The sequence below is a fragment of the Geodermatophilus sp. URMC 61 genome, assembly GCF_052931555.1.
Genome location: NZ_JBRFHZ010000002.1, coordinates 2,577,203 through 2,603,250, shown reverse-complemented (window position 1 = coordinate 2,603,250; position 26,048 = coordinate 2,577,203). Strand labels below are relative to the sequence as shown.

General features: G+C 75.3%; 26 protein-coding genes. 11 read left to right on the top strand and 15 right to left on the bottom strand.

Annotated features, from left to right (window positions below):
• Positions 1 to 4: 4 nt before the first annotated feature.
• Complete coding sequence (locus ACU610_RS12010) at positions 5 to 1,585, bottom strand: cytochrome ubiquinol oxidase subunit I (protein ID WP_446767938.1); 1,581 nt, start codon at positions 1,583 to 1,585, stop codon at positions 5 to 7.
• Positions 1,586 to 1,699: 114 nt separating this feature from the next.
• Between ACU610_RS12010 and ACU610_RS12005 the strand changes: the two genes are divergently transcribed.
• Positions 1,700 to 2,062, top strand: a complete 363-nt coding sequence (locus tag ACU610_RS12005) for a BlaI/MecI/CopY family transcriptional regulator (RefSeq protein WP_446767937.1) — start codon at positions 1,700 to 1,702, stop codon at positions 2,060 to 2,062.
• A gap of 30 nt (positions 2,063 to 2,092) precedes the next feature.
• Complete coding sequence (locus ACU610_RS12000; RefSeq protein ID WP_446767936.1) at positions 2,093 to 3,022, top strand: M56 family metallopeptidase; 930 nt, start codon at positions 2,093 to 2,095, stop codon at positions 3,020 to 3,022.
• Here the strand turns inward: ACU610_RS12000 and ACU610_RS11995 are convergent.
• The 7 genes from ACU610_RS11995 to ACU610_RS11965 form a co-directional block, all read right to left on the bottom strand.
• Complete coding sequence (locus tag ACU610_RS11995) at positions 3,008 to 3,376, bottom strand: hypothetical protein (protein WP_446767935.1); 369 nt, start codon at positions 3,374 to 3,376, stop codon at positions 3,008 to 3,010. The genes ACU610_RS12000 and ACU610_RS11995 overlap by 15 nt on opposite strands.
• Positions 3,377 to 3,472: 96 nt before the next feature.
• Positions 3,473 to 5,761, bottom strand: coding sequence for a heavy metal translocating P-type ATPase (locus ACU610_RS11990; protein WP_446767934.1), 2,289 nt, complete (start codon positions 5,759 to 5,761; stop codon positions 3,473 to 3,475).
• 12 nt (positions 5,762 to 5,773) lie between these two features.
• A complete protein-coding gene (locus ACU610_RS11985; protein WP_446767933.1) occupies positions 5,774 to 6,646 on the bottom strand; it encodes a hypothetical protein in 873 nt (290 codons plus the stop codon).
• 10 nt (positions 6,647 to 6,656) lie between these two features.
• Entirely contained in the window at positions 6,657 to 6,863 is a 207-nt protein-coding gene (locus ACU610_RS11980) for a heavy-metal-associated domain-containing protein (RefSeq protein WP_446767932.1), read from the bottom strand.
• Positions 6,864 to 6,896: 33 nt separating this feature from the next.
• On the bottom strand, positions 6,897 to 7,193 hold the full coding sequence (locus tag ACU610_RS11975) for a metal-sensitive transcriptional regulator (protein ID WP_446767931.1): 297 nt from the start codon (positions 7,191 to 7,193) through the stop codon (positions 6,897 to 6,899).
• A 79-nt stretch (positions 7,194 to 7,272) separates the two neighbouring features.
• The gene (locus ACU610_RS11970) at positions 7,273 to 7,629 is read right to left on the bottom strand and encodes a helix-turn-helix domain-containing protein (protein WP_446767930.1); all 357 of its coding nucleotides are present in this window, start codon (positions 7,627 to 7,629) and stop codon (positions 7,273 to 7,275) included.
• A gap of 94 nt (positions 7,630 to 7,723) precedes the next feature.
• Entirely contained in the window at positions 7,724 to 8,215 is a 492-nt protein-coding gene (locus ACU610_RS11965) for an Hsp20/alpha crystallin family protein (protein WP_446770721.1), read from the bottom strand.
• 249 nt (positions 8,216 to 8,464) lie between these two features.
• Between ACU610_RS11965 and ACU610_RS11960 the strand changes: the two genes are divergently transcribed.
• Genes ACU610_RS11960 through ACU610_RS11945 form a run of 4 tightly spaced genes read left to right on the top strand, consistent with a single transcriptional unit; the run spans position 8,465 to position 11,359 of the window.
• Positions 8,465 to 8,887, top strand: a complete 423-nt coding sequence (locus ACU610_RS11960) for an STAS domain-containing protein (RefSeq protein ID WP_446767929.1) — start codon at positions 8,465 to 8,467, stop codon at positions 8,885 to 8,887.
• Between the two features lie 50 nt (positions 8,888 to 8,937).
• Positions 8,938 to 10,254: a YibE/F family protein gene (locus tag ACU610_RS11955; RefSeq protein WP_446767928.1), complete on the top strand. Its 1,317-nt coding sequence runs from the start codon at positions 8,938 to 8,940 to the stop codon at positions 10,252 to 10,254.
• Positions 10,255 to 10,268: 14 nt separating this feature from the next.
• Positions 10,269 to 10,889, top strand: coding sequence for a class I SAM-dependent methyltransferase (locus tag ACU610_RS11950; protein WP_446767927.1), 621 nt, complete (start codon positions 10,269 to 10,271; stop codon positions 10,887 to 10,889).
• Positions 10,886 to 11,359 (top strand): TraR/DksA family transcriptional regulator, encoded by a 474-nt coding sequence (locus tag ACU610_RS11945; protein ID WP_446767926.1) that lies wholly within the window; start codon positions 10,886 to 10,888, stop codon positions 11,357 to 11,359. The genes ACU610_RS11950 and ACU610_RS11945 overlap by 4 nt, the downstream gene beginning before the upstream one ends.
• Positions 11,360 to 11,444: 85 nt before the next feature.
• Here the strand turns inward: ACU610_RS11945 and ACU610_RS11940 are convergent, their stop codons facing one another.
• The 5 genes from ACU610_RS11940 to ACU610_RS11920 form a co-directional block, all read right to left on the bottom strand.
• Positions 11,445 to 12,326, bottom strand: a complete 882-nt coding sequence (locus tag ACU610_RS11940; RefSeq protein WP_446767925.1) for a glycosyltransferase family 2 protein — start codon at positions 12,324 to 12,326, stop codon at positions 11,445 to 11,447.
• Between the two features lie 98 nt (positions 12,327 to 12,424).
• Positions 12,425 to 13,285: a glycosyltransferase family 2 protein gene (locus ACU610_RS11935; protein WP_446767924.1), complete on the bottom strand. Its 861-nt coding sequence runs from the start codon at positions 13,283 to 13,285 to the stop codon at positions 12,425 to 12,427.
• A complete protein-coding gene (locus ACU610_RS11930; RefSeq protein WP_446767923.1) occupies positions 13,282 to 14,346 on the bottom strand; it encodes a prenyltransferase in 1,065 nt (354 codons plus the stop codon). The genes ACU610_RS11935 and ACU610_RS11930 overlap by 4 nt, the downstream gene beginning before the upstream one ends.
• 19 nt (positions 14,347 to 14,365) lie before the next feature.
• The gene (locus ACU610_RS11925; RefSeq protein ID WP_446770720.1) at positions 14,366 to 15,112 is read right to left on the bottom strand and encodes a class I SAM-dependent methyltransferase; all 747 of its coding nucleotides are present in this window, start codon (positions 15,110 to 15,112) and stop codon (positions 14,366 to 14,368) included.
• Between the two features lie 181 nt (positions 15,113 to 15,293).
• Positions 15,294 to 16,541, bottom strand: coding sequence for a glycosyltransferase family 4 protein (locus ACU610_RS11920; RefSeq protein ID WP_446767922.1), 1,248 nt, complete (start codon positions 16,539 to 16,541; stop codon positions 15,294 to 15,296).
• Positions 16,542 to 16,628: 87 nt separating this feature from the next.
• Here ACU610_RS11920 and ACU610_RS11915 point away from each other — a divergent pair, with 87 nt between their 5' ends.
• From ACU610_RS11915 to ACU610_RS11905, 3 genes are all read left to right on the top strand, one after another.
• A complete protein-coding gene (locus ACU610_RS11915) occupies positions 16,629 to 16,922 on the top strand; it encodes a Dabb family protein (protein WP_012949601.1) in 294 nt (97 codons plus the stop codon).
• 41 nt (positions 16,923 to 16,963) lie between these two features.
• Positions 16,964 to 17,779 (top strand): hypothetical protein, encoded by an 816-nt coding sequence (locus ACU610_RS11910; RefSeq protein WP_446767921.1) that lies wholly within the window; start codon positions 16,964 to 16,966, stop codon positions 17,777 to 17,779.
• A gap of 209 nt (positions 17,780 to 17,988) precedes the next feature.
• A complete protein-coding gene (locus ACU610_RS11905) occupies positions 17,989 to 19,062 on the top strand; it encodes a DUF4192 domain-containing protein (RefSeq protein WP_446767920.1) in 1,074 nt (357 codons plus the stop codon).
• Between the two features lie 7 nt (positions 19,063 to 19,069).
• Here ACU610_RS11905 and ACU610_RS11900 read toward each other — a convergent pair whose 3' ends face one another.
• Together ACU610_RS11900 and ACU610_RS11895 are read right to left on the bottom strand one after the other, a co-directional pair.
• Positions 19,070 to 21,148, bottom strand: coding sequence for a S9 family peptidase (locus tag ACU610_RS11900; RefSeq protein ID WP_446767919.1), 2,079 nt, complete (start codon positions 21,146 to 21,148; stop codon positions 19,070 to 19,072).
• A 146-nt stretch (positions 21,149 to 21,294) separates the two neighbouring features.
• Entirely contained in the window at positions 21,295 to 22,002 is a 708-nt protein-coding gene (locus ACU610_RS11895; RefSeq protein ID WP_446767918.1) for a metal-dependent transcriptional regulator, read from the bottom strand.
• Between the two features lie 140 nt (positions 22,003 to 22,142).
• Here ACU610_RS11895 and ACU610_RS11890 point away from each other — a divergent pair, with 140 nt between their 5' ends.
• Positions 22,143 to 23,324 (top strand): acetoin utilization protein AcuC, encoded by a 1,182-nt coding sequence (locus ACU610_RS11890; RefSeq protein WP_446767917.1) that lies wholly within the window; start codon positions 22,143 to 22,145, stop codon positions 23,322 to 23,324.
• Positions 23,317 to 26,043, top strand: a complete 2,727-nt coding sequence (locus tag ACU610_RS11885; RefSeq protein ID WP_446767916.1) for a bifunctional acetate--CoA ligase family protein/GNAT family N-acetyltransferase — start codon at positions 23,317 to 23,319, stop codon at positions 26,041 to 26,043. The genes ACU610_RS11890 and ACU610_RS11885 overlap by 8 nt, the downstream gene beginning before the upstream one ends.
• The last annotated feature ends 5 nt before the right edge of the window (positions 26,044 to 26,048 follow it).

Here is a 26,048-nt window from a genome sequence, read left to right as displayed (position 1 = left end):
CTCCTCAGTAGGCGAACTGGAGGACGTCGTCGTCCTCGCGGGGCTCCGGCGTGCCCTCGGGGGTGTGTCCCGGCGTGGGGGCCGCGTCATTGGGGGTGTGGCCACCGGTCGGAACGCCGCGGCGCACGAAGCGGGTGATCAGCCACAGCTCGACGACGGCCAGGGCGCCGTAGACGAGGGTCAGCAGCGACAACGACGTCCAGACCTCGGCGGCGGTGACGCCGGGCGAGACGGCCTGGGCGGTGAAGAAGTACGTCTGCTCGCCGACCGGGACGTCGGGGTTCGGGTGGACGACGAAGGGCTGGCGGCCCATCTCGGTGAAGACCCACCCGGTCGCGTTGGCCACGAAGGGCGCGGCGACGGCGAGCAGCGAGCCGTGGACGCCGATCCGCGAGGTCGGCACCCGGCCCCTCCGGGTGGCCCACAGCGCGTAGGTGGCGACCCCGGCCGAGACCGCGCCCATGCCGATCATGAGCCGGAAGCTCCAGTAGGTGACGCCCAGCAGCGGGGTGTAGTCGATCGGCTCGCCCGCCTTGTCGCCGAACCGCGACGGGTCGTCGGGGTAGGTCGCGCCGTAGACCGCGGCGTACTCCTCCTGCAGCTCGTTGACGCCGGGGACGGCGGTGGAGAAGTCGCCGTGCGCGAGGTAGCTGAGGATGTACGGGACGGTGATCGAGTGGACGTCGTCGCACTCGTTGGAGCCGAGCTTGCCCCACGCGAACACCGACAAGGACGCCGGCGCCTCGGTCTCGCAGAGCGCCTCGGCCGAGCTCATCTTGAGCGGCTGCTGCTCGTACATGAGCTTGCCCTGCCAGTCGCCGGTGAGGGCGACGAGGACGAACGCGGCGAGCGACACCCAGCCGCCGAGCCGGACCGAGCGCCGCCACACGGCGTGGTCGATGTCCGTGCTCGGCTGCCCCGCCAGCTTCCGGCGGCGCAGGTGCCACAGGCCGATGCCGACCAGCAGGGCGCCGGCGACCACGAGCGCGGCGACGATCGCGTGGCTGAAGGCGGCCAGCGCGGTGTTGTTGGTCAGGACGGCGAGGAAGTCGACCTGCAGCGGGCGGCCGGTGGTGTCGTCGACCTCCACGCCCACCGGGTGCTGCATCCAGGAGTTGGCCGCGATGATGAAGTAGGCGCTGACGATCGAGCCGACGACCGCGGCCCACAGCGCGGCCAGGTGCAGCTTCTTCGGGATGCGACCCCAGCCGAAGATCCACAGGCCGAGGAACGTCGACTCGAGGAAGAAGGCCAGCAGCGCCTCGAGGGCCAGCAGCGAGCCGAAGACGTCGCCGACGAAGCGCGAGTACTCGCTCCAGGCCAGGCCGAACTGGAACTCCTGCACCAGGCCCGTGGCCACGCCGAGCACGAAGTTGATCAGGTAGATGCGGCCCCAGAAGCGGGTCATCCGCAGCCACTCGGGCTTGTCGGTGCCCACCCAGAGGGTGTGCATCACGGCGACCAGGGCCCCCAGGCCGATGGTCAGGGGGACCATCAGGAAGTGGTAGACGGTCGTGATCCCGAACTGCCAGCGCGCGATGTCCAACACGTCGATGTCCAACACGTCGATGTCCAGGACGTCCACCGCAGGCCCCTCTCCGGTCGTCGTACGATCGACGCGTTCTTTCTACGCCTCGTAGAAGGACAACTTCTACAGGACGTAGAACATGCCGGTGTGATCCCAGGGACAGGAGGAGCCATGGCGTCGCTGGGAGACCTCGAGCGTGCGGTGATGGACCGGCTCTGGTCGGCCGGGGGACCGCTGGCGGCCGCCGAGCTGCGTGACGGCCTGGCCGATCGCGGCCTGGCGCTGACCACCGTGCACACCGTGCTGTCGCGGCTGGAGCAGAAGGGCTTCGTCGTCCACGACGACGCCCGGCCGCGTCGCTTCCGCGCGCGCGGCACGCGTGCGGACCACGCCGCCGAGCTCATGCACGAGGTGCTCGGCCAGGCGGGGGACCGGCAGGCGGTGCTGGCCCGCTTCGTCGGCGGCGTCGACCCCGAGGAGGCCCGGCTGCTGCGCGAGCTCCTGGCCGCCGGTCCGGACGACGCTCCGCGCTGAGCGCCCGGCCCGCCCCGCCACCCCCGGCCGATGCTGCCCGCGACCGCGGCGGCCCTCGCCGTCCTGGCCGCGCTGCTGGCGTGGCCGGTACCGGCGCTGCTGGCTCGCGCCCGCTGGCCGCGGCGCGACCCGCTGGTGGCCCTGGTCTGCTGGCAGGCGATCGGGCTCGCCGGAGGTCTGTCGATCATCGGGGCGCTGCTGGCGCACGGCCTCGCGCCGTGGGGGCACTCGCTGCCCGAGGCGGCGTGGGCCGTGGTCACCGGGCACCCCGCCGAGGCGCCGGTCCGCGGTGACCACTGGGTCACCCTGACCCTCGCCGCCGTCCTGGCCACCGAGCTGGTCGGCGTCCTGCTGCTCTCCGGGCTGCGGACCGCGCGCACCCGGCGCCGGCACCGCGCGCTGCTCGAGCTCGTCGTCCAGCCGGCCGGGGTGCCCGATGCGCGGCTGCTCGAGCACCCCGCCCCGGTCGCCTTCTGCATCCCCGGTGCGAAGCCGTTGCTGGTGCTCTCCTCCGGCATGGTCGCCGAGCTCGACGACGCCGAGCTGGCCGCCGTGGTCGCGCACGAGCGGGCACACCTGCGCGAGCACCACCACCTGTACCTGCTGCCGTTCGTGGCGTGGGAGGCCGCCCTGCCGGTGCTGTCCGCGGCCGGGCGCGCGCACGCGGCGGTGCGCACGCTGGTGGAGATGCGTGCGGACGACGTCGCGCTCGGCTCGCTGCCCGGGTCCGCGCCCCGGCGGACGCTGGCCCAGGCGATCGTCGTCGCGGCCGGCGGAGCAGGGGGAGCGGGCGTGCCCTCCGGAGCGCTCGCGGTCACCGGCAGCGCGGTCGGGGCGCGCGTGCTGCGGCTGCTCGAGCCGCCGTCCCCGCTGCCGGCGTGGGCGCAGGTGCTGGCACTGCTGTCGGCCGGCCTGCTGCTGCTGGTACCGACCGCCCTGCTGCTGCTACCGGCGCTCTGAGCGCGGGGCGAGAGCCGGCGCCAGCGCGGCGTAGCCCGCGGCGATCCCCCCGCTGATGAGCGCGGCGCGGCGGTAGCGCGGTGAGCGCACCAGCGGCACCATGCTCGCGGCGTGCAGCAGGTCCACCGCGGAGCCGGCCCGGACCACGCGCGGCTCCGGAGCGGCCAGGACGGCGGCGTGCTGGACGACGAGCCGGGCGCCCAGCAGCCGCACGGCCCAGCGCCGGGACCGGGGCAGCTCCGGGCACAGTGCGTCGACGACCTCGTCGGGCCGCGCGAGGAGCGCGAGCCCCCACGCGGCTCCGGTCCCGCCGAGGAGACGCGTGAGCCGGCGACGCGGGTGCTCCAGGGTCACGGTCGTGCCTCCGTTGCTCCGGGGTGGTTCGGTCCGGTGGTCGGGCTCTGCCCACCAGTGTGGGCAGAGCCCGACCTCTCGGGAGGGGGCCTCCGGTCAGGCGGGGACGGCGGCGCGGCGGCCGGCGGGGACGGCGGTGGTCGCGTCTTCGCCGCCCGGCAGCGGCGCGAACCGGCGCAGCCGCAGGCTGTTGGTCACCACGAACACGGAGCTGAACGCCATCGCCGCGCCCGCGATCATCGGGTCGAGCAGCCCGGCCACGGCCAGCGGGATCGCCGCGACGTTGTAGGCGAACGCCCAGAACAGGTTGCCCTTGATCACCGCGAGGGTGCGCCGGGCCAGCCGGATGGCGTCGGCAGCCGCACGCAGGTCGCCGCGCACCAGCGTGAGGTCGGAGGCCTGGATCGCCACGTCGGTGCCGGTGCCCATGGCCAGCCCCAGGTCCGCCTGCGCCAGCGCCGCGGCGTCGTTCACCCCGTCGCCGACCATCGCCACGACCCGGCCCTCGCCCTGCAGCCGGCGGACGACGTCGACCTTCTCCTGAGGCAGCACCTCGGCGAGCACCTCCTCGATGCCGACCTCGGCGGCGACCGCGCGGGCCACCGTGGCGTTGTCGCCGGTCAGCAGCACCGGGTGCAGGCCCAGGTCGCGCAGCCGGCGGACCCCCTCGGCCGAGGTCTCCTTCACCGCGTCGGCGACGGCGAGCACCCCGCGGGCGACGCCGTCCCAGGCCACCAGGACAGCGGTCCGGCCGGCCGCCTCCGCCTCGGCCTGCGCGTGGGTGAGCTCCACCGGGACGTCGACGCCGCTCAGCAGGCCGGCCCGCCCGACGAGCACCGCCGTCCCGTCGACGACGCCACGCACGCCGAGCCCGGCCTCGTTGGCGAAGCCGCTGACCGGTCGCAACGGACCGGTGCGCTCGGCCGCGGCCTCGGCGACCGCCCGGGCGATCGGGTGCTCGGAGCCGGACTCGACCGCACCGGCCAGCGCCAGCACCCGGTCGGCGCCCTCGCCGCTGGCGGGGACGACGTCGTGCAGGGTCATCCGGCCGGTGGTGACCGTGCCGGTCTTGTCCAGCACGACCGTGTCCACCCGGCGGGTGGACTCCAGCACCTCGGGGCCCTTGATCAGGATGCCCAGCTGAGCGCCGCGGCCGGTGCCCACCATGAGCGCGGTCGGCGTGGCCAGCCCCAGCGCGCAGGGGCAGGCGATGATCAGCACCGCGACCGCGGCGGTGAAGGCCGCGGCCAGCCCGCCGCCGGTGCCCAGCCAGAAGCCGAGGGTGCCCACGGCCAGGGCGATGACGATCGGCACGAACACCCCGGAGATCCGGTCGGCGAGCCGCTGGACGGCGGCCTTGCCGTTCTGGGCGTCCTCGACCAGCCGGGCCATCTGCGCCAGCTGGGTGTCGGAGCCCACGCGGGTGGCGCGCACGACCAGCCGGCCGCCGGCGTTGACGGTGGCGCCCACGACGGCGTCGCCAGGGCCGACCTCGACCGGCACGGACTCGCCGGTGAGCATCGAGGCGTCCACGGCCGAGGAGCCCTCGGCGATCACACCGTCGGTGGCGATCTTCTCGCCGGGCCGGACGACGAACAGGTCGCCGACGGTCAGCCGGTCGACCGGCACCCGCGTCTCGGTGCCGCCGCGCAGCACGGAGACCTCCTTGGCGCCGAGCTCCAGCAGCGCCCGCAGCGCCGCACCGGCCCGCCGCCTGGAGCGGGCCTCGACGTACCGCCCGGCCAGCAGGAACGTCGTCACGCCCGCCGCGGCCTCCAGGTAGACGTTGGCGCTGCCGTCGGTGCGGGCGACGGTCAGGTCGAACGGGTGCGTCGTGCCGGGCGCGCCGGCGGTGCCGAGGAACAGCGCGTACAGCGACCAGAGGAACGCCGCCCCGGTGCCGAGGGAGACCAGCGTGTCCATGGTGGCCGCGCCGTGCCGCAGGTTGGTCCACGCGGCGCGGTGGAACGGCAGTCCGCCCCACACGACGACCGGCGCGGCCAGCGTCAGCGAGAGCCACTGCCAGTACTCGAACTGCAGTGCCGGGACCATCGCCATCGCCACCACCGGCACGGTGAGCAGGGTGGACACCAGCAGCCGCTGCCGCAGCGGGCGCGTCGAGTCCTCCTCCGCGGGCTCGGCGTCCGGCGCCGGCGGCTCGGGGAGCGCCGCGGTGTAGCCCGTCCTCTCGACCGTGGCGATCAGGTCGTCGGTCGTGACGTCGCCGCCGAAGGAGACCCGAGCCTTCTCGGTGGCGTAGTTGACCGTCGCGGTGACGCCGTCCATCCGGTTGAGCTTCCTCTCGACGCGGGCGGCGCACGACGCGCAGGTCATGCCACCGATCAGCAGCTCCACCTCGGAGGTCCGGACGTCGGGGGTGCTCATGCGTGGGTCTCCTCAGCCGCCGTGCCCGTGGCCGGCGGTCGCGTCGGATGCCGCCGTCCCGGTGACCTCCACCGTGAACCCGGCGATGTGCACCGCGTCGCCGTGCCGGAAGTCGAGGAACAGCCGGTAGGTGCCGGCGGACGGCGCGGTCGCGGCGAAGGCGACGTGCGGGCCCGCGGCCGGCGCGACGTGCGGGTCCTCGACGGGGTGCACGTGGAGGTACTCGAGGTCGCCCTCGCGCAGCACGACCAGGTGCCCGTAGGCGCCCAGGTAGGGCTGCAGGTCGAGGACCGGACGGCCGTCGCGGCTGATGCTGAGGGTCAGCTCCGACTCCGCCCCCGCGGCCGGCTCCCCGGTCAGGACGACGGTGTAGCCGTCGACCTCGGTCACCGGCGCCGGCTCGGGCACCGACTGGGGGTCGTAGGAGCCGGCCACCTGCAGGTCGGCCGTCAGCGCGAGGTCCTCCGCGCCCGCGGGGGTGGTGTCCGCGACCAGGTGCCAGCTGCCGGGGGTGAGGGTGAGCGGCACCCGCCAGGTGCCGTCGGGCGCGAGGTCGGGGTGCACGTGCTGGTAGCCGGAGAGGTCGGCACGGACGGCGACCAGGTGCAGGTCCTCGCCGTGGTCCGCGGTGTACCCGGTCACCGGGGTGCCGTCGGGGCCCAGGACCCGGAACGCCACGGTCGTCGTCCCGGCGGCGGGCCGCTCGTCGAGCACGTCGAGGAGGTAGCCGGTGCCGGTGGCGGCGGGTTCCGGTGTCGGCGCGGCCGCGGCGGGGTGGGCCTCGGGGGCACCCACCGGGCCGACCGCCGCGCCGACGCCCACGGCCGCGGTGAAGACGGCGCCGAGGCCGGCGGCGACGACGGCGAGCCTGACCGGTGTCCGCACGAGGGGCTCCTCAGCCCACCAGCTGGTAGCCGGCCTCCTCGACGGCGGCGCGCACGGCGACGTCGTCGACGGGCTCGGTGCTGGTGACGGTCAGGCCGCCGCTGGCCAGGTCGACGTCGACGGTGGTGACCCCCGGGACGGCGCCGACCTCCTCGGTCACGGCGTTCACGCAGTGGCCGCAGGTCATGCCGACGACGGTGTAGCTGGCGGTGCTCACGCTGGGGCTCCTCGGAGGGCTGGAGGGGGTGGGTCAGGAGCGGACGAGGCGGGCGATCGCCTCGGAGGCCTCGCGGACCTTCTCGTCGGCCTCGCGGCCACCGGCCTGGGCGGCCTGGACGACGCAGTGCGACAGGTGCTCCTCGACCAGTCCGAGGGCGACCGACTGCAGCGCCTTCGTCATCGCCGAGACCTGCGTCAGGATGTCGATGCAGTACTTCTCGTCCTCGACCATCCGCTGCAGTCCGCGGGCCTGGCCCTCGATGCGGCGCAGCCGCTTGAGGTAGTCGTCCTTGCGGTGGATGTAGCCGTGCTGGCCGTTGGTCTCCACGGGTGTCCTCCCGACGCGTCCGGTGGGCGCTCGGGCACAACCATACCCCCCTAGGGCATCAGGTGCCGTGCGCCGTCGGTTACCGGTCCGCGTCGCGGGCCCGCAGTCGGTCCACCGTGGCCTGCAACCGCGCGGTGTCGGCGCGGGCGTCGGCCAGCTCGTCCTGCAGCCCGAGGATCACCTCGGCGGAGGCGAGGGTGTGCCCCTCGTCGAGCAGGCCCCGCAGCCGCGCGGCCAGGATCAGCTGGTGGCGGGAGTAGCGGCGGTGTCCGCCGGGGGAGCGGTGCGGCTGGAGGACGCCGGCCGTGTCGAGGCTGCGCAGGAAGGCTGCCTGGACACCGAGCAGTGCCGCGGCCTGGCTCATGGTCAGCGCGGGGAAGTCCGGGTCGTCGAGGCGGCCTACCGGGTCGTCGTCCCGGGAGGCGGGTGGGGGCATGGCGGTCCTCCGGGGTCTACGGGTGGCGCCGGGGTGGCCGGGAAGCGCGAGGGCCGGGTCCGTCCGGACCCGGCCCTCGGGGAGTCGCCGCCGATCAGCTCTCCACGGACTTCCGCTCGGACGTCTCCCCCTCGATGGTGCGCCCCTCGACGGCGGTCGGCGTGTCGGCACGGGTGACGGTGATCTTGCGAGCCCGCGCCTTCTCGGCGACCGGGATGCTCACCGTGAGCACGCCGTCGTGGTAGTGCGCCTCGAGGCGGTCGGTGTCCAGGCTGCGGCCGAGGACGAGCTGCCTGGTGTAGCTGCCGTACGGACGCTCGGCGATCGCCCACTCGGCGTTCTCCAGCTGCGGCACCGAGCGCTCCGCGGTGACGGTCAGCGTGGTGCCCTCGACCTGCAGGTCGATCGAGCCTGGGTCGACTCCGGGCAGGTCGAAGTGGGCGACGAAGTTGTCGCCGACGCGGTACGCGTCCATCGGCATGCCCGACAGCGGACGGGCGGTCAGCCCACCGGCCCGGCCGGTCAGCTGGTCGAGCGCCCGGAAGGCGGCGTTCGTGGCGGCGAACGGGTCATAGGCGGTCAGCATGGCCACGGCTGTGTCAACCTCCTGTGTTCGTACTGGTGTGTTCGCTGCCCCGAGGTGAACCTCTAGTGGCAACTGGAGATTACCTCGTGCGTGCACCCGAGTAAACATCCTCTGCCCAGATTTGTTCCGCGTCCCCGCCCGGTGCCTGCCCGGCAGTCCCTGTCCGGGAGGCACCCCCGGCGTCCCCACGGCCGAGCGCGACGCGCACGCCCGCGCGTGAGGAGCGTCTCCCCGGGGCAGGAGATGCCCGTGGACGACACCAGTGACCCCCGAGCGCAGGGGGAGACCGACCAGCAGCGTGCCGACCCGGAGCCGGAGGTGACCACCGACCTCGACGGCGACGTCGCGACGCTCACCGTCGGTGGGGAGCTGACCGATGGGGCCCGCCGTCCGCTGGTGCGGACGATGACCGACCTGATGCTCGGCCGGTCGGATCTGCGGCGGGTGCGGCTGGACGTGCGCGCAGTCACGTACCTGAACTCCGCCGGCATGGCCGTGCTGGTGCAGCTGCAGAAGCTGGGCCAGCCGCGCGGCGTGGAGGTCGTGCTGGTCGCCCCGCCGGCCGCGGTCGCCCGGCCACTGCAGCTGTCGGGGTTGTGGCTGCGCTTCCCCGTCGAGGAGTTCCCGGCAGTGGAGGACGACCGCGTCGACCGCGAGGGCGGTCCTGGCTGAGGACCGGTGTCGCGGACGGCGCGCCGCGGCCCAGCTCCTAGCCTGACCGGGTGCCGTCGAGCCCCACCCACACCCATGGTGCCCACACCCACGGTGCCCACAGCCACGGTCCCGACCCGGACGCGCCGCCGCCGACCCCGGAGGTGCTCGCCCGGAGACGGCGCGCGGTCTGGCTGATGCTCCTGCTGCTCGTGCCGGTCGGCCTGGCGACCGTCGTCGGGCTGGTCGTGCTCTGGCCCGGCGACGAGCCGACCCGGGCCGAGCAGGCCGCCGAGCAGTTCCTGCCGCCCGGGACCACGTACCACGAGGGCCGCGTCGCGTCCGTCGACCCCGGCGACTGCCTGCCGCCCGGCGAGGGCGAGCTGTCGCAGCAGCTGACCTGCCAGGCGGTCGTCGTCGTCGAGGTGCTCGACGGCCCGGAGGCGGGGGAGTTCCAGCAGGTGCCGATCGCGGCCGACGTCTACACCTCCGGTGTCGAGGTGGACGACGTCCTCGTGCTGACCCGCGATGCGGCGGCGGAGGGCGCCGGCCTGTACGCCTTCTACGACTACGACAGGGACGTGCCGATCGTCGCGCTCACCGTCGCCTTCGCCGTCGTGACCGTGGCCGTGGCGCGGCTGCGCGGCCTGGCCGCTCTCGTCGGGTTGGCCTTCGCGTTCTTCGTGATGCTGCAGTTCCTGCTGCCCGGCCTGCTCGGCGACTCCTCGCCCACGCTGATCAGCCTGGTCGGCTCGGCGGCGATCATGTTCGTCGTCCTCTACCTGGCGCACGGCTTCTCCGCGCGGACGACGACCGCGCTGGTGGGGACCCTCTTCGGGCTGGCGCTGGTCGCCGTCCTCGGGGCGGTGGCGGTGGCCAGCGCGCGGCTGACCGGGCTGACCAGCGAGGAGACCAACACGCTGCTCGGGTACGACCCGGCGCTCGACTTCTCCGGGCTGGTGCTCGCCGGGGTGGTCGTCGCCGGCCTCGGCGTGCTCAACGACGTGACGATCACCCAGGCCTCGGCGATCTGGCAGCTGCACGAGGTCGACCCGGGCATGACGTGGCGGGAGCTCTACCGCCGCGGGATGACCGTGGGCCGGGACCACATCGCCTCGACCGTCTACACGATCGTCTTCGCCTACGCCGGCGCCTCGCTGCCGCTGCTCATGCTCTTCGAGGTCTACGCCCAGCCGTGGGACGTCGTCCTCACCAGCTCGGCGATGGCCGAGGAGGTGATCCGCACGCTGGTCGGCTCGATCGCGCTGGTCCTCGCCGTCCCGGTGACGACGGCGGCCGGCGCCTTCTTCGCCAAGGCCGCCGGCACCCGGGCGGGCGCGGCGACCGACCAGCGGCTGACCGCCCTGCGCGCCCGCTTCGCCCGGTGAGCGAGGCTGTGCGGGTGACCCCGGACCTCCTGCACGCCGCCCGTTCCGCTCCCGGCTTCATGCCCGACGACGAGGGGACGGCGCTGTACGAGGCCGCCCGCACCGTCGTCGTCCCGGGGCCGCTGCTGGAGGTGGGCAGCTGGATGGGGAAGTCGGCGCTGTACCTGGCCGCCGCGGCGCGCGAGACGGGCCGGCAGGTGGTGACCGTCGACCACCACCGCGGCTCGGAGGAGCACCAGCCGGGCTGGGAGTACCACGACCCGTCACTGGTCGACCCGGCCGTCGGGCTGCTCGACACGCTGCCCCGGTTCCGCCGGACGATCGCCGACGCCGGCGCCGAGGACGTCGTCATCGCGGTGGTGGCGCGCTCGGAGGTGCTGGCGCCGCTGTGGGCGACCCCGCTCGCGCTGCTGTTCCTCGACGGCTCGCACACCGAGGAGTCCGCCCGACGCGACCAGGACGCCTGGGTGGCCAAGCTGGCCGTCGGCGGCACGCTGGCCATCCACGACGTCTTCCCCGACCCGGCCGACGGCGGCCAGGCGCCCTACGGCGTCTACACGCGCGTGATGGACTCGGGCGACTTCGAGGAGCTGCCCGGCACCGGCTCACTGCGGCTGCTGCGCAGGCTGCGGTGACAGAGGACCCCCCCGCCCCCCGCCACTCGGAGGAGGACCCCGTCCTCCCCGCCCTTCGGAGGAGGACCCCGTCCTCCCCACCGCTCGCAGGCTCGCGGCGAGCCTCTGGACGGGGCCGACCCGGGACGGGGCCGGGGCCCCTGCAGGGGGGCCAGCTCGAGGCGGAGCGGGACGCGACCCGGGCGCAGATCGCGGCGCTCACCCGCGAGTTCGACCAGGTCGTCGACGCGTCGAGGCAGTCCAACGCCGACGACGAGCACGACCCCGAGGGCGCGACCATCGCCTTCGAGCGGCAGCAGGTCGCTGCACTGCTCGCGTCGGCGCAGCGTCGGCTGGCCGACGTCGAGGCGGCCCTGGAACGGCGCGCAGCCGGCGGTTACGGCGTCTGCGAGACCTGCGGCCGGCCGATCGCCCCCGAGCGGCTCGCCGCCCGCCCCGCCGCGCGCACCTGCATCCACTGCGCGACCTGAGCCGCCACGGATACCTCGGGCATAGGAGGCAATGCATACGCCCCGGGCGCTGTGGACGTGGGTATTGCCTCCTATGCCTACGAGGTCAGCTGACGTAGCGGCGGGCGGTGGAGGTGCGCTGGGCGTGCTCGAGCGCGGCGAAGCGGGCCTCGGCTTGCGAGGGCAGCACCCGCCGTTCGCGCACCACCCAGGGGATCCCGCGGGCGGCCGCCCACAGGCCCTGGGCGGTCACCCGGTCGCGGGGCAGGGTCCGCAGCAGGTGCACGGTGCGGCGCAGCGCCGGGCGGGCGGGACGGCGCAGCCACGTCGTCCAGAGGGTGTTGCGGATGCCGTCGCGGCGCCGGCGGTGGGAGTCACGCGCCTTCGACGCCTGGTGGTGCACCGTCAGCGCGGGCAGGTAGCACAGCTCCCACCCGGCGGCGGCCAGGTCGCCGGCCATCAGCTCCTCTTCACCGCCCAGCCACAGCCGCTCGCAGAAGCCGCCGACCTCGGTGAACGCCTGCCGGCGCACCACCGACGCGCCGGCGAGGAAGGAGCCCAGCGCCGGCCCGGGCAGCCAGTCGGCGCCGCGGACGGGGGAGTCGCGCAGCTCGGGCACGATCGGGTCCTCCCGGCCGCCGGGCTCGACGAGGATGCGCGCGGTCACCACGGCCAGGCGCGGGTGCGCGTCGAGGACGTCGGCCGCGGTGCGCAGCGAGCCCGGGTCCCACCAGGTGTCGTCGTCGCAGAAGGCGACGTAGGGGGTGTCGACCCGGGCCACGCCGACGTTGCGGCCGATCGCGCCGAGGTTCCGCGGGCTGGCGACCAGCTCCACCTGCGGGAACCGCTCGGCGATCGCCGCGGCAGTCCCGTCGGTGGAGCCGTTGTCGACGACGACGACGTGCGGCTGCTCGGGCAGCGCGACCAACCGGGAGAGCGCCAGCAGGACCTCGTCGCGGCGCTGGTGGGTGATCACGACGACCGACACCCGCGGGTCCGTAGGAGGACCTCCCTGCCCCCCATCGCTCGCAGGCTCGCGCCGGGGCCCTGCAGGGAGGCCGGCCGTGACGGCAGGCTCCGTCGCCGTCATGCCGCGGCCTCGGCCAGCACGCGCAGGTCGGCGCGGACGTGCCCCGGGACCACCCGGCGGCGCCGCAGGGCGGCCGGCACCTCCGGCAGGGCGCGCAGCAGCCCGTGCCGCTCCGGCGCCCCGGTGCGCAGCGCCTGCAGCACGAGCCCGGCCACCTGCGGCCACGGACGCCGCATGACCGCGGTGAGCAGCCGACTGCGCCAGATGGCCGTCCGCCGCCCTTCCGGTGCCGACCGCCGCGGCGACGGGTGGTGGTGCACGGTCACCGAGTCGACGTAGGCGATGCCCCAGCCCGCGGCGGCCAGGTCCAGCGAGAGCCGCTCCTCCTCGCCGGGGAAGCGGACCACGGGGTCGAAGCCGCCGACGGCGAGGAAGGCCTCGGTGCGCACCATCGCGCCGCAGGCGATGAAGCCGAGCAGCGCCGGGCCGGGCAGGTCGTCCGGCGTCCCCAGCGGGCTGCGCGCCAGCTCGGTGCAGAACGAGTCCAGCCGCTCCTCGGGGCCGACCAGGATCCGCGCGTTGAGCACCGCCAGCCGCGGGTGCGCGCGCATGACCTCCACCGCGCGGGCCAGGTCGCCCGGCGCCCACCACGAGTCGTCGTCGGCGAACGCCACGAACTCGGTGCCGGCCCGCTCGACGCCGAGGGTGCGCGCGTAGGACCCGACGTTGCGCTCCAGCGGGACGACGGTGACCTCGGGCAGGGTCTCCCGCACCGCGTCGACGGTGCCGTCGGTGGAGGCGTTGTCCACCAGCACCACCGGCGCCTCGTGGCGCGGCAGGGTGCGCAGGAGGTCCTCGCGGCGGTTCTGGCTCATGACGACGACGGCCACGTCGCCGGGGCGGGGATGGCTGCTCACGGCAGCACCCTTCCCGCGCGGCCGGGCAGCCAATCCGTGGTCTCCGGTGAGCCTGCCGTCCCGGCCGCGGGCAGCGCGCCCGGGTCGGTGAACAGGCCCGAGGCCGCGGTGGCGCCGGAGAGGGCGTCGGTGGCGAGGACGACGGCCGCCGCGGTCCACGTCGTCCGCTCGACCGGCCAGCGGGCGTCGTCGGGGTAGACGTAGCCGGTCCAGTAGGAGCCGTCGTCGGCCCGCAGGTGCTGCATGGCGGCCACCTGTTCCAGGGCGGCGTCCGGCCGCCCGGCGGCGGCCAGCGCGAGCGCCAGTTCGCAGGTCTCCGCTCCGGTGACCCACGGACGGTCGGCGACGCAGCGCGCGCCCAGCCCCGGGACGACGAAGCGGTCCCAGTCGGCGGCCAACCGGGCGTCGGCGTCCTCGCCGGTGACCGCGCCGCCGAGCACCGGGTAGTACCAGTCCATCGAGTAGCGCGACCGGTCGGCGAACGCGTCGGGCCGGGTGCGCAGCGCGGCGCCCAGGTCGGCGGCGGCGAGCTCCCAGTCCGGCTGCGGCTCCCCGAGCAGGCCGGCCAGGGCGATCCCGCAGCGCAGCGCCTGGAACAGGCTGGCGTTGCCGGTGAGCAGCGCGGTGTCGTCGGCGGTGCCGTCAGGGCGCAGTGCCCAGCCGACCGCGCCGCCGGGCAGCTGCATGCGCGTGACCAGGTCCAGGCCGCGGCGCACGGCCGGCCACGCCGCTGCAGCCAGCTCGTGGTCGCGGGTGAGCAGCCAGCTGTGCCAGACCCCGACCGCGAGGTAACCGGCGTGGTTGCTCTCCGCGGCGGGGGAGGTCTCGGCGCCGTCCCGGTACTCCGACGCCCACGAGCCGTCCGGCCGCTGCCGGCGGGCCAGCCAGCGGTAGGCCGCGCGGGCCCTGGCGTGCTCGCCGCCGAGGTCGAGGGCCATGGCGGCCTCCACCATGTCCCACGGGTCGAGCCGGCCGCCGCGGAACCAGGGCAGCGCGCCGTCGGCCTCCTGCTCGGCGGCGATCGCCGCGACCGTGGCGCGCACCTGCTCCCCGCTCAGCACGCCGGGCAGCTCCGGGAGCTCAGACAGCGGTCGCCTCCAGCTCGGTCTCGCTCGCCGGAGCCGCTCCCGCCGGCTTGCCCGCGTAGACGACCAGGCTCTTGCCGATCACCGGGTCCAGCAGCCGCTCGGCGGCGCGGGTGAGCCACGGCCGCCGCGTCAGGTCCCACACCAGCAACCGGTGGTAGGCGCGGACGGCGGCGCTGTCCCGCTCCACGCCCACGGCGCACTTGAGCCACCAGAACGGGGCGTGCAGCGCGTGCGCGTGGTGCTGGGCGCCGGGTACCAGGCCGGCGGCGGACAGCCGGGCGCGCAGCACGTCGCCGCGGTAGATCCGGATGTGGCCGCCCTCGTTGGCGTGGTAGGCGTCCGACAGCGCCCAGCAGACCCGCTCGGGCCCGTACCGCGGCACCGTCACCGCGACCGTGCCGCCGGGCTTGAGCACGCGGGCGATCTCGGCCATCGCCGTCGCGTCGTCGGGGATGTGCTCGAGCACCTCCGAGGCGATCACCCGGTCGACGCTCGCGTCGGGGAAGGGCAGTGCCAGCAGGTCGGCGCGCACCACCTCGTAGCGGGCACCCGCCGGGGCCTCACCGGCGTCGGCGATGGCGCCCAGCCAGCGCTTCGTCGTCTCGACCTCGGACGCGCCCCGGTCGACCGCGACCACCCGCGCGCCGCGCCGGTAGGCCTCGAACGCGTGCCGGCCCTCGCCGCAGCCCAGGTCCAGGACGGTCATCCCCGGCCGCAGGTCCAGCCGGTCGTAGTCCACGGTCAGCAAGGCCGTGCCCTCGGTTCGACCCCGGGCTCGTTCCGCTCCTCGGTCGACGACATGGGTCGCCCCCGCGGTCGCTCGCTGGTGCTCGCTGCGATGCTCACGACCTGTCGGCTCCGTGTCCCCCGCGAGCGGGAGGTGCCCCCAGCCCGCAGCGGTGCTCGCTCGCCCGTCGTCCTCACGATCCCTTCCGCTCGAGCACCTCGCGGTACCACTCGGCCGTCCGCTCGGCGGTCGACCGCCAGGTGTAGGAGGTCAGCACCCGGCGCCGCCCGGCCCGGCCCAGCTGGTCGGCCAGGGACGGCGAGTCGAGGACGAGCTGCAGCGCCGCGGTGAGCTCGCCGACGTCCCCGGCCCGCACCCGCAGGCCGGCCTTGCTGCCCACCACCTCGGGCAGCGCCCCGGCGTCGGTGGTGACCAGCGCGGTGCCGCAGGCCATGGCCTCGATCGCCGGCAGCGAGAAGCCCTCGTACAGCGAGGGGATCGCGACGACGGCGGCGGTCTGCAGCAGCCGGACCAGGTCCGGCTCGGGCAGCGGGCCGGTGAAGCGGACGGCGTCCCGCAGTGCCAGCCGGTCGAGGGCCGTCTCCGCAGGCCCCCCGGGCCGCGGGGTGCCGACGACGGTCAGCCGCACCGGCCGCTCGGTGCGCAGCTTGGCGACCGCCTCGAGCAGGTGCACCAGCCCCTTGAGCGGGACGTCGGCGCTCGTGGTGACGACGATCGAGTGCGGGTCGCGAGGCCGGTCGGCCAGCGGTGGGGTGAAGACGTCGGGGTCGATGCCCACCGGGACCACCCGGATGGCCTCCGCCGGGACGCCGAGGTGGGTCTCGATGTCGCGGCGGGAGTTCTCCGAGACGGTGGTGACGCCGTCCAGCTGGGGGGCGACGCGGGCCTGCATGCGCGTGAAGCCGTACCAGCGGCGCAGGCTGAGCCGGCGGCGCAGCGACGGAGCGGCGGCCAGCTCCAGGTCGCGGTCGATGGCCACGGGGTGGTGCACGGTGGCCACGGTCGGCACGCCGGCCCGGGTGAGTCGCAGCAGGCCGGAGCCGAGGCACTGGTTGTCGTGGACGAGGTCGTAGGACGGCGCCTGGGGAAGGAGCAGCCGGGCCGCGCGCAGGCTGAAGGTCAGCGGCTCGGGGAAACCGGCCGTGCACATCGTGGCGTACTCGAGGAGGTCGATCCGGTCGCGGAACTCCGAGGGCCGCGGGGTGCGGAAGGGGTCGGGCTCGCGGTAGAGGTCCAGGCTCGGCACGCGCACGAGCGGCACGCCGTCGTCCAGCTCGGGGTAGGGCTGGCCGCTGAACACGGTGACCCCGTGGCCGAGGGCGGTGAGCTCGCGGGAGAGCGCCCGGACGTAGACGCCCTGGCCGCCGCTGTGCGGCTTGCTGCGGTAGGACAGCAGTGCGATGCGCAGCGGCCGTCCCATGGTCGGCGACTCTAACCAGGCTCGTTACTCACCGGTTCGCCGGTGCCGGGCTGCGCGGCTCCGGCGGGCCCTGACAGGATCGTGGTCGTGCTGCGCCACGTCGTCCTCTTCACCTGGTCCGACGACGCCGACGAGGAGCGCCGGGAGCAGACCCTGGCCGCCCTGCGCCGGCTGCCCGAGGAGGTGGGCGGGATGACCTCCTTCGCGGTCGGCCCGGACGCCGGGTTGCGCGAGGGCAACGCGCACACCGCCCTGGTCGCCGACTTCCCCGACGTGGAGGCCTGGCGGCGCTACGCCGACCACCCGGTGCACCTGCAGGTCATCGCCGACCACGTGAAGCCGATCCTCGCCGCGCGCAGCGCCGTGCAGTACGAGGTCTGAGGCACCTGCACGCGGCCCAGCGCGGGGCTACCGTCGGCCGCATGACGAAGGACCCCGTCCCCACCCCTCCCACGTTCGGGGAGGGCCCCGGGACGAAGCCGGGGACCCTGCGGGAGGGCCCCCGCGCCCGCCGCGCCGCCCTGCTCGCCACGGGCCTGGTCGCCGGTGCGGTCCTGACCGGTTGCGCCTCCGGCGCCGACGTCCGGGAGGCCGTGGCCACGGGGACGCCGTCCGCCGAGGCCGCCGCGGCGACCCCCTCCGGCACCGACCTGGCCGCCGGGCTGCTGCCCGCCGAGGCGTTCGGCCCCGACGCACGGGTCTTCCCGGTGTCCGGGGAGCGGCTGTCCCAGGAAGCGCTGGCCGGGATGGGGTCACCGGCCGACGTCGAGGTCACGCCCGAGTCGTGCACCGCGGCCCTGCGGGCGCTGCCGGTGCCGCAGCCGCCGGCCGCGGAGGACCTCGCCGCGCAGGTCGCCGTCCAGGGGACGACGTACACCGCCGAGCTGCTGGCCGTGGCCGGACCCGCGGCCGAGCTCGTCGGCCGGGTGCCCGAGCTGGTCGCCGAGTGCTCGCAGGTGACGGTCAGCTCGCCCGATCACGGCAGCGCCACGGTCGACCTGACGACCTTCGACGTCCCCGACCTCGGCGACGCCACGGTGGGTGTGTCGGTGGGGGTCGTGGCCACGGAGCCCGGTGGCGCCCAGCGAGAGGCCTCCGGACTGGTCGGGCTGGTGCGGGACGGGGACCGGGTGGTGACGCTGGCGACCGGCGACCGGGAGGGCGCCGAGCCCGACCGTGCGGCCTTCACCGCGCTGCTCGAGCAGGCGTACGACGTGCAGGCCGGGGCCCTGGACTGACGAAGGGCCCCCTGCCCCTCGCCACTCGGAGAAGGACCCCGTCCCCCTCACCGCTCGCAGGCTCGCGGCGAGCCTCTGGACGGCGCCTGCCGGGACGGGGCCGGGGACCCTGCAGGGGCCGACGGGGCCGGCGTCCACAGTCGCCCGGCCGGTCCACAGATCTTGCCGCGGGGCCGCCCCGGGTGGGGACGGCGGCGAGGGTCGGGCGCATGGACGACCCCACACGCCCCCTGGTGTCCCTCTCCGACTCCGCGGACCTCGCCGCCGCGCTGCCCTACCTCGTCGGGTTCCACCCGCACGAGTCGGTGGTGCTCGTCGCGCTCGGCGGGCCGACCGGCAACCGGGTGGGCCTGACCGTGCGCGCCGACCTGCCGGCCCGGAGCACCTCGGCCGCGGTGGTCACCGCGCTGGTCCGCAGCGTCGCCACCGACGACCCCGCCGGCGTGGTGGTCGCGGTCGTCTCCGAGGCCCCCGACGAGCGCGGGTCGCTGCCCGGCGGCGACGTGTTGGCCGGTCTGCCGCACCGGGACGTCGTGCACGACGCCGTCGTCGCGCTGGCGGGGCTGGACATCCCGGTGCGCGACACCCTCCTGGTGCGCGGCGGTCGCTGGTGGTCCTACGACTGCCCTGAGCCGTGCTGCGCCCCGGGCGCCGGCGCGCCGCTGCCCGGCGGCGTCTCCGCGCTCGCGGCCGCGTCGGCCGCCGCCGGGCAGGTGGTCGCGCCGGACCGTGCGGCGCTCGAGGCGCGGATCGCGCCGCTCGACGGCCCGGCCCGCGCCGCCATGGAGACGGCCACGTGGCGGCTGGTGGACCGCCGGGCACGCGCGGCGCGGGCGGACCCGGACGCCGAGGCCCGCCACTCCTGGGACGCCGTGCTCCGGGCCGTGCGGCGCTGCCGCCCACCCGAGGGCGGGCGGCTGCCCGACCGCGAGGTGGCCGGCGTGCTGTGGGCGCTGGCCGACGTCCGGGTGCGCGACCGGGCGCTCACCCTCGCCCTGGGGGACGACGCCGCCGCGGCCGAGCTGCTGTGGACCGAGTGCACCCGCCGGGCCCCGGCCCCGCTCGACGCTGCGCCGGCCACGCTGCTCGCGGTCAGTGCGTGGCTGCGCGGGGACGGCGCCATGGCCGACATCGCCCTGGAGCGGGCGCTGGACAGCCGCCCGACCTACACGCTCGCGAGGCTGCTCGCGGACGGGCTGGCCGCCTGCCTGCCCCCGGCGGGGCTACGGGCGATGCTGGCCGAGGTGAGCGCCGACCCCGACGAGGTCTGGGCCGCGGGCTGAGCGGGCCTCACAGCAGCTCGGGGCGCTCCCATCCCTCGCCGTGGACGTGCTCGGCCAGGAAGCACAGCACCGTCTCGTACCAGACCTGCGCGTTGCCGGGGGTGAGGACCCAGTGGTTCTCGTCGGGGAAGTAGAGGAACCGCGATGGCACGCCCCGCTTCTGCAGGTCGTACCAGAGCCGCAGCGCCTCGCCGATCGGCACCCGGTAGTCGCGGTCGCCGTGGATGACCAGCATCGGCGTGCGGATGGCGTCGGCGTAGCGGTGCGGGGAGTTCTGCTCGTAGCGCTTCGGCTCGCGCAGCGGGTCGCCCCACTCCCGCTCCCAGTAGTAGGCCGCGTCGGTGGTGCCGACGAACGAGTCCACGTCCCACAGGCTGGCGTGGGTGACGATCGCCCGGAAGCGGTCGGTCTGGGTCGCCACCCAGTTGGCCATGTAGCCACCGAAGGAGCCGCCCATCGCCGCGGTGCGCGTCTCGTCGACGTCGGGCCGCTGCTCGACGGCTTCGACGGCCGCCATCAGGTCGGTGTAGGGCGCCTCGCCCCACGCTCCCCAGCCGCGGCGGACGAAGTCCTGCCCGTAGCCCTGCGAGAGCGCCGGGTCGGGCAGCAGGACGGCGTAGCCGCGGGCGGCCATGACCCACGGGCACCAGCGCCAGGACCAGGAGTTCCAGCTCATCAGCGGCCCGCCGTGGATCCACAGCAGCAGTGGCGCCGGGTTCTCGGCCGACGCGCCCTCGGGCAGCACCAGCCACGCGTGCACCGGCGTCCCGTCGGCGGCGGTGGCCTCGACCTCGTGCAGGCTGCCGGGCAGGGTGCCGAGCGTGCCCGGGTTGGGCAGCGGCTCGGGGTGCTGGCCGGTGGCCTGCGGGTCCAGTCGCACCGGCGCCGGCGGCTCGTCGTACGCCGAGCGCAGCGCGTACAGGGCGCTGCCGTCGCGGGCCACCTGCAGGTCGCTGTAGGCGCCGTCGGTGGTCATCCGCACCGGCTCCCCGCCCTCGGCCGGCACCCGGAACAGCGCATGCCGGCCGCCGTCGTCGGCCAGGAAGTACACCGTGGTCCCGTCCGCGCCGAACTGCGGCGCGGAGGGCCAGCGGTCGAAGCCGGGCGTGAGCTCCCGCGCCGCGCCGGTGGCCACGTCGACGTGCAGCAGCGTGTAGTCCGGTGGGTCGTCGTGGGTCGACATCGACTCCCGCACGCAGACCACGGCGCTGCCGTCGGGGGAGAAGCGCGGCGCCGACAGGTCGGCGAGCGGGTCGTCGACCAGGGCCCGGCTCTGGCCGGTCGCGGTCTCCACCAGGACCAGCCGGTCGCGCTGGCCCGCCGGGCCGTCGGGCACCGTCTCCACACGCACCAGCAGCCGGCCGTCGGGAGAGAGGTGCAGGTCGCCGCCGGCACCGTTGGGCGGGACGGCGTCAGGGGTCAGGTCGCGCAGCCCCACCGCCGGGCGCTCGGCGCCGGCGTCGGGGTCGGCGGGGAGCGCGCCGGCCCAGAAGACGTGCGGGGTGGCGGGGCCGAGGTCGGCGTCCCAGTGCCGCACCGGATAGGCCTCGTGCAGGATCGCGGTGACGCCGGCCTCCTTGCGCCGCTTCCGGCGCTCGGCGTCGGCCTCGGCGTCGACCGCGCCGGGCATGGCCGAGGCGGTGACCACGACCTCGCCGGTGTCCGAGGCGACCACGACGGTCCCGATCCCGCCCGGGTGGGTCAGCACCAGCCGGGCCTCACCACCGTCGGAGGGCAGGCTCCACAGCGCCTGCTTCGGGTCCTCCGCGCCCCCCTCCGGACCGGACCCGGCCTCGGGGTCCGGGCGGGCGGAGGTGAACAGCAGCGAGCCGTCGGACGCCCACACCGGCGTGGACTCGCCAGGGGCGCTGCGGGTGAGGCGGCGGGCCGGCCGCCGTCCCTCCGGGTCGACCTCCCACAGCGCGGACTGCCACCTGGTCTTCTCGCGGTCCAGGGTCTGCACCGCCACGGCGAGTCGGCGGCCGTCGGCGGAGAGGGCCAGCCCGGCGACCCGGGGGAGGGCGACGAAGGCGGCGAGGTCGGCGAAGGGGGAGGGTGGGGCAGGGGCGTCGGAGGGCTCGCTCACCCGGCCCACGGTAGGAGCCGGGTGAGCGAGGCCCCCTTGCAGGGTCTCCGGCTCCGTCCCGGATCGGCCCCGTCCAGGGGCTCGCCGTGGCCCCGTCCAGGGCACCGCCCCGAGCTCGCGAGGGGTGGGGAGGACGGGGTCCTCCTTCAGAGGCGGGGAGCCGCCTCGACCGGGGTGAGCTCCTCGTCGAGGGCGCTGACGAACACGTGCTGGGCCACGCCCATCGGCAGCACGGTGCCGTCGAGGCTGACCGAGCCGGCGGTCAGCTGGGCCACGGCGGTCATGCCCGGTCGCAGGCCCTTCGCGGCGAGCTCGCGCATGAGGGCGCCGTCCTCCTGGAGGTTCTCGCTGATCCGCTTGATCTCCACGCGGCGCCCCTCGGGGGTGGCCGTGGTCGACAGCAGCGTCAGCGAGTCGAGCACCGCCGAGGTCTCGCCACCGAGGGCGTCGAGGCCGGGGATGGGGTTGCCGAACGGTGACACCGTCGGGTTGCCCAGCAGGGTGAGCAGCTTGCGCTCGACGGCCTCGCTCATGACGTGCTCCCAGCGGCACGCCTCCTCGTGGACGTCGGCGTAGTCCAGCCCGATGACGTCGACCAGCAGGCACTCCGCGAGCCGGTGCTTGCGCATCACCGCGGTGGCCAGCTGGCGCCCCGACTCGGACAGCTGCAGGTGCCGGTCGCCCTCGACGGTCAACAGGCCGTCACGCTCCATCCGGGCGACCGTCTGGCTCACCGTCGGGCCGCTCTGGTGCAGCCGCTCGGCGATGCGGGCTCGGAGGGGGACGATCCCCTCCTCCTCCAGCTCGAAGATCGTCCGGAGGTACATCTCCGTGGTGTCGATGAGGTCGTTCACAGGTCTCCTCCGTGTCGTCCCTGATGGTACGGGGAGAGGGCGCGTGCACCGGCTGACGCGGCGGGCCGTCGTCGGGACGCCGTCGCGGTACCGACGGTAGCGTCGCCGGGGACATCGTCGTCGCCGTCGAGGAGTGTCCCGTGAGTGACTCGGTCGCGGTCGTCTGGGACGACGCGCTGCTCGGCTACACGATGGGCGGGGACCACCCGCTGCACCCGGTCCGGCTGGACCTCACGATGCGGTTGGCGGACGGCCTCGGCGTCCTGAAGACCGACCGGCTGCAGGTGCTGCGGCCCACGCCGGCGGACGTCGACCTGCTCACCCGCGTGCACGACCCGGCCTACCTGGACGCGGTGAAGCGTGCCCCGACCGACCCGGGGGTGGGGCACGGCCTCGGGACGCCGGACAACCCGATCTTCGACGGGATGTACGACGCCGCGGCGCTGATCACCGGCGGCAGCGTGCTCGCCGCCGAGCAGGTGCACAGCGGCCGGGCGCAGCACGCGGTCAGCATCTCCGGCGGTCTGCACCACGCGATGCGCGACCGCGCGTCGGGCTTCTGCGTCTTCAACGACGCGGCCGTGGCCATCACGTGGCTGCTCGACCAGGGGCACCAGCGCATCGCCTACGTCGACCTCGACGTCCACCACGGCGACGGCGTGCAGGCCGCCTTCTACGACGATCCCCGCGTCCTGACCGTGAGCATCCACCAGACGCCGTTGACGCTGTTCCCGGGCACCGGGTTCCCCGAGGAGACCGGCGCCCCGGACACGGCGCTGGGCAGCGCGGTCAACCTGGCACTGCCGAACGGCACCGACGACTCGGGCTGGCTGCGGGCCTTCCACGCCGTCGTGCCCAGCCTGCTCAAGGCGTTCCGCCCGGAGATCCTGGTGACCCAGTGCGGCTGCGACGCCCACCACGAGGACCCGCTGGCCGACCTCGACCTGACCGTCGACGGGCAGCGGGCCAGCTACCGCGCCGTCCACGACCTGGCGCACGAGATCTGCGACGGCCGCTGGATCGCCCTCGGTGGAGGCGGTTACGGCCTGGTCCGCTGCGTGCCCCGCGCGTGGACGCACCTCATCGCCGAGGCCGCCGGCGCCCCGCTGGACCCGGCCACCGAGATCCCCGAGTCGTGGCGCGAGGACGTCGTCCGCCGCGGGCTGCGCGCCCGTCCGCCGACGCACATGACCGAGGGCGGCTACACCGGCTTCGCGCACTGGGACCCGTTCACCGAGTCCCGCGTCGACCGGGCGATCACCCGCACCCGGACCGCCACGTTCCCCTACTTCGGCCTGGACCCGGACGACCCCCGTGACTGAGCAGAGCACCGAGACCCCGAGGGCCCCCGCGGGGGACGCCCCGCCGCCCGAGCCGCCGGCCCACTGGGAGGCCGACATCATCGCCGCCGACGGCGGCACGGTGCACCTGCGCCCCATCTGCCCCGAGGACGCCGAGGGCCTGGTCGGGCTGATGGACCGCAGCTCGGACCAGACCCGCTACTACCGCTTCTTCGGGCCGATGAAGCGGCTGTCGGAGAAGGAGCTGTACCGCTTCACCCACGTCGACCACGACACCCGGGTCGCCTTCGTCCTGGTGCTCGGCGACCAGGTCATCGGCGTGGGCCGCTACGACCGCTACCCGGGCACGGACGACGCCGAGGTCGCCTTCCTGATCGAGGACGCCCACCAGGGCCGCGGGCTGGGCTCGGTGCTGCTCGAGCACCTGGCCGCCGCCGCGCGCGAACGGGGCATCGAGAACTTCGTCGCGGAGGTGCTCGCGCAGAACAACCGGATGGTGCGGGTCTTCCTCGACGCCGGGTACACGCCGACCCGGTCCTACGAGGAGGGCGTCGTCCACCTCACCTTCCCGATCGCGCCGACCGAGACCGCGCTGCAGGTGGCCTACGAGCGGGAGCAGCGCAGCGAGTCGCGGTCGATCGCGCGGCTGCTCACGCCGTCGTCGGTCGCGGTGGTGGGCGCGAGCAACGACGAGGACAAGATCGGCCACGCCGTCCTGCGGCACCTGCTCGACTACGGCTTCCGCGGCCCGATCTACCCGGTCAACCCGGGCACCCGGCACGTGCGCGGCGTGCCGGCCTACGCCGGCATCGAGGACATCCCCGACGACGTCGACCTCGCCGTCCTCGCGGTGCCCGCCGACGAGGTCGCCGACGTGGTCGAGGCGTGCCGGCGCAAGCGCGTCCGCGGGCTGGTCGTGATCTCCGGCGGCTTCGGCGAGTCCGGCCCGGAGGGCCGGGTCCGCGAGCGGCAGCTGGTCGCCGCGGCCCGCGCCTCGGGCATGCGGGTCGTCGGCCCCAACTGCCTGGGCATCGTCAACACCGACCCGGGGGTGCGGCTGAACGCCAGCCTGGCGCCTCGGATCCCCGGCCACGGGCGGGTGGGCTTCTTCGCGCAGTCCGGCGCGCTGGGCTCGGCACTGCTGGAGCGGGCGCGCAGCCGCAACATCGGCCTGTCCAGCTTCGTCTCCGCCGGCAACCGGGCCGACGTCAGCGGCAACGACCTGCTGCAGTACTGGACCACCGACGCCGGCACCGAGGTGGTGCTGCTGTACCTGGAGAGCTTCGGCAACCCCCGCAAGTTCGCCCGCCTGGCCCGCCGGTTGGCGCGCATGAAGCCGGTGGTGGCGGTGAAGGGCGGCCGGCACGTGCGGATGACCGAGGGCCTGGCCGGGACCTCGGTGGCGGTGCCCGAGGAGTCGGTCGCGGCGCTGTTCGCCTCGGCCGGGGTGATCCGGGTCGAGACCCTGGCCCAGCTGTTCGACGTCGGCACGTTGGTGGCGCACCAGCCGCTGCCGGCCGGCGACCGGGTCGCCGTGGTCGGCAACTCCACCGCCATGGGGTGGCTGGTCAGCGACGCCGTCCTCGAGCACGGCCTGCGGCTGGCCCACGAGGCGCCCACCGACATCGGCGCCGCCGGGACGGCGGAGGAGTTCCGGGCCGCGCTGCAGGACGCCGTGGACGACGAGGGCGTGGACGCCGTCGTCGCGGTGTTCCTGCCGCCGGTGACCCGCCCTTCCGGGTCCGCGGAGTTCGGCCGGGCGCTGCTGGAGGTCACCCAGACGGCGGACAAGCCGGTGGTGGCGAGCTTCCTCTCCACCGAGGGCATCCCGCCGGAGCTCGCCGTCCCCGGGGAGGACGGGACGCCGGCCCGCGGGTCGGTGCCGTCGTTCTCCACCCCCGAGCGGGCGGTGATCTCGCTGGCCAAGACGGCGCAGTACGCGGCCTGGCAGCGTCGCCCGGTCGGGGAGGTCCCCGAGCTCGAGGGGATCGACGAGCAGGCCGCGCGGGACGTCGTGCTGTCGGCGTTGGCCTCGGCGCCGGACGGCCGGGCGCTGACCGACGACGAGCTCATCGCGCTGCTGGCCGCCTACGGCATCCCGCTGCTGGGCACCCGCACGGTCAGCGACGCGGAGGCCGCGGTGGCGGCGGCCGAGGAGATCGGCTACCCGGTGGTGCTCAAGTCGACCGCCCCGTGGCTGCGGCACCGCTCCGACCTCGGCGGGGTCCGGCTGGACCTGGGCGACGCCGACGCGGTCCGTTCGGCGTACGCCGCGATCCCGTCGGGCGACCCGGTGATCGTGCAGGAGATGGCCGCACCCGGGGTGGCCACCGTCGTGGGGATCGTCGACGACCCGTCCTTCGGTGCGCTGGTCAGCTTCGGCCTCGGCGGCGTGGCCACCGACCTGCTCGGTGACCGCGCCTACCGGACCCTGCCGCTGACCGACCTGGACGCCGCCGAGCTGGTGCGGGCGCCCCGGGCGTGGCCGCTGCTCAACGGCTACCGCGGCTCCGAGCCGGTCGACGTCGCGGCGTTGGAGGAGCTGCTGCTGCGGGTCGCACGGCTGGCCGACGACCTGCCCGAGGTGCTGCAGCTGGCCCTGGAGCCGGTCATCGTCGGCCCGCCCAACCCCTGGCACGGCGGCCGGTCGCTGGTCGTGGCCGGGGCCACCGCACGGGTCGGTCCGCCGACCGCCCGCGTGGAGCCCGGTCCGCGCCGCATGCGCGCGCCGGGGGTCTAGCCGGC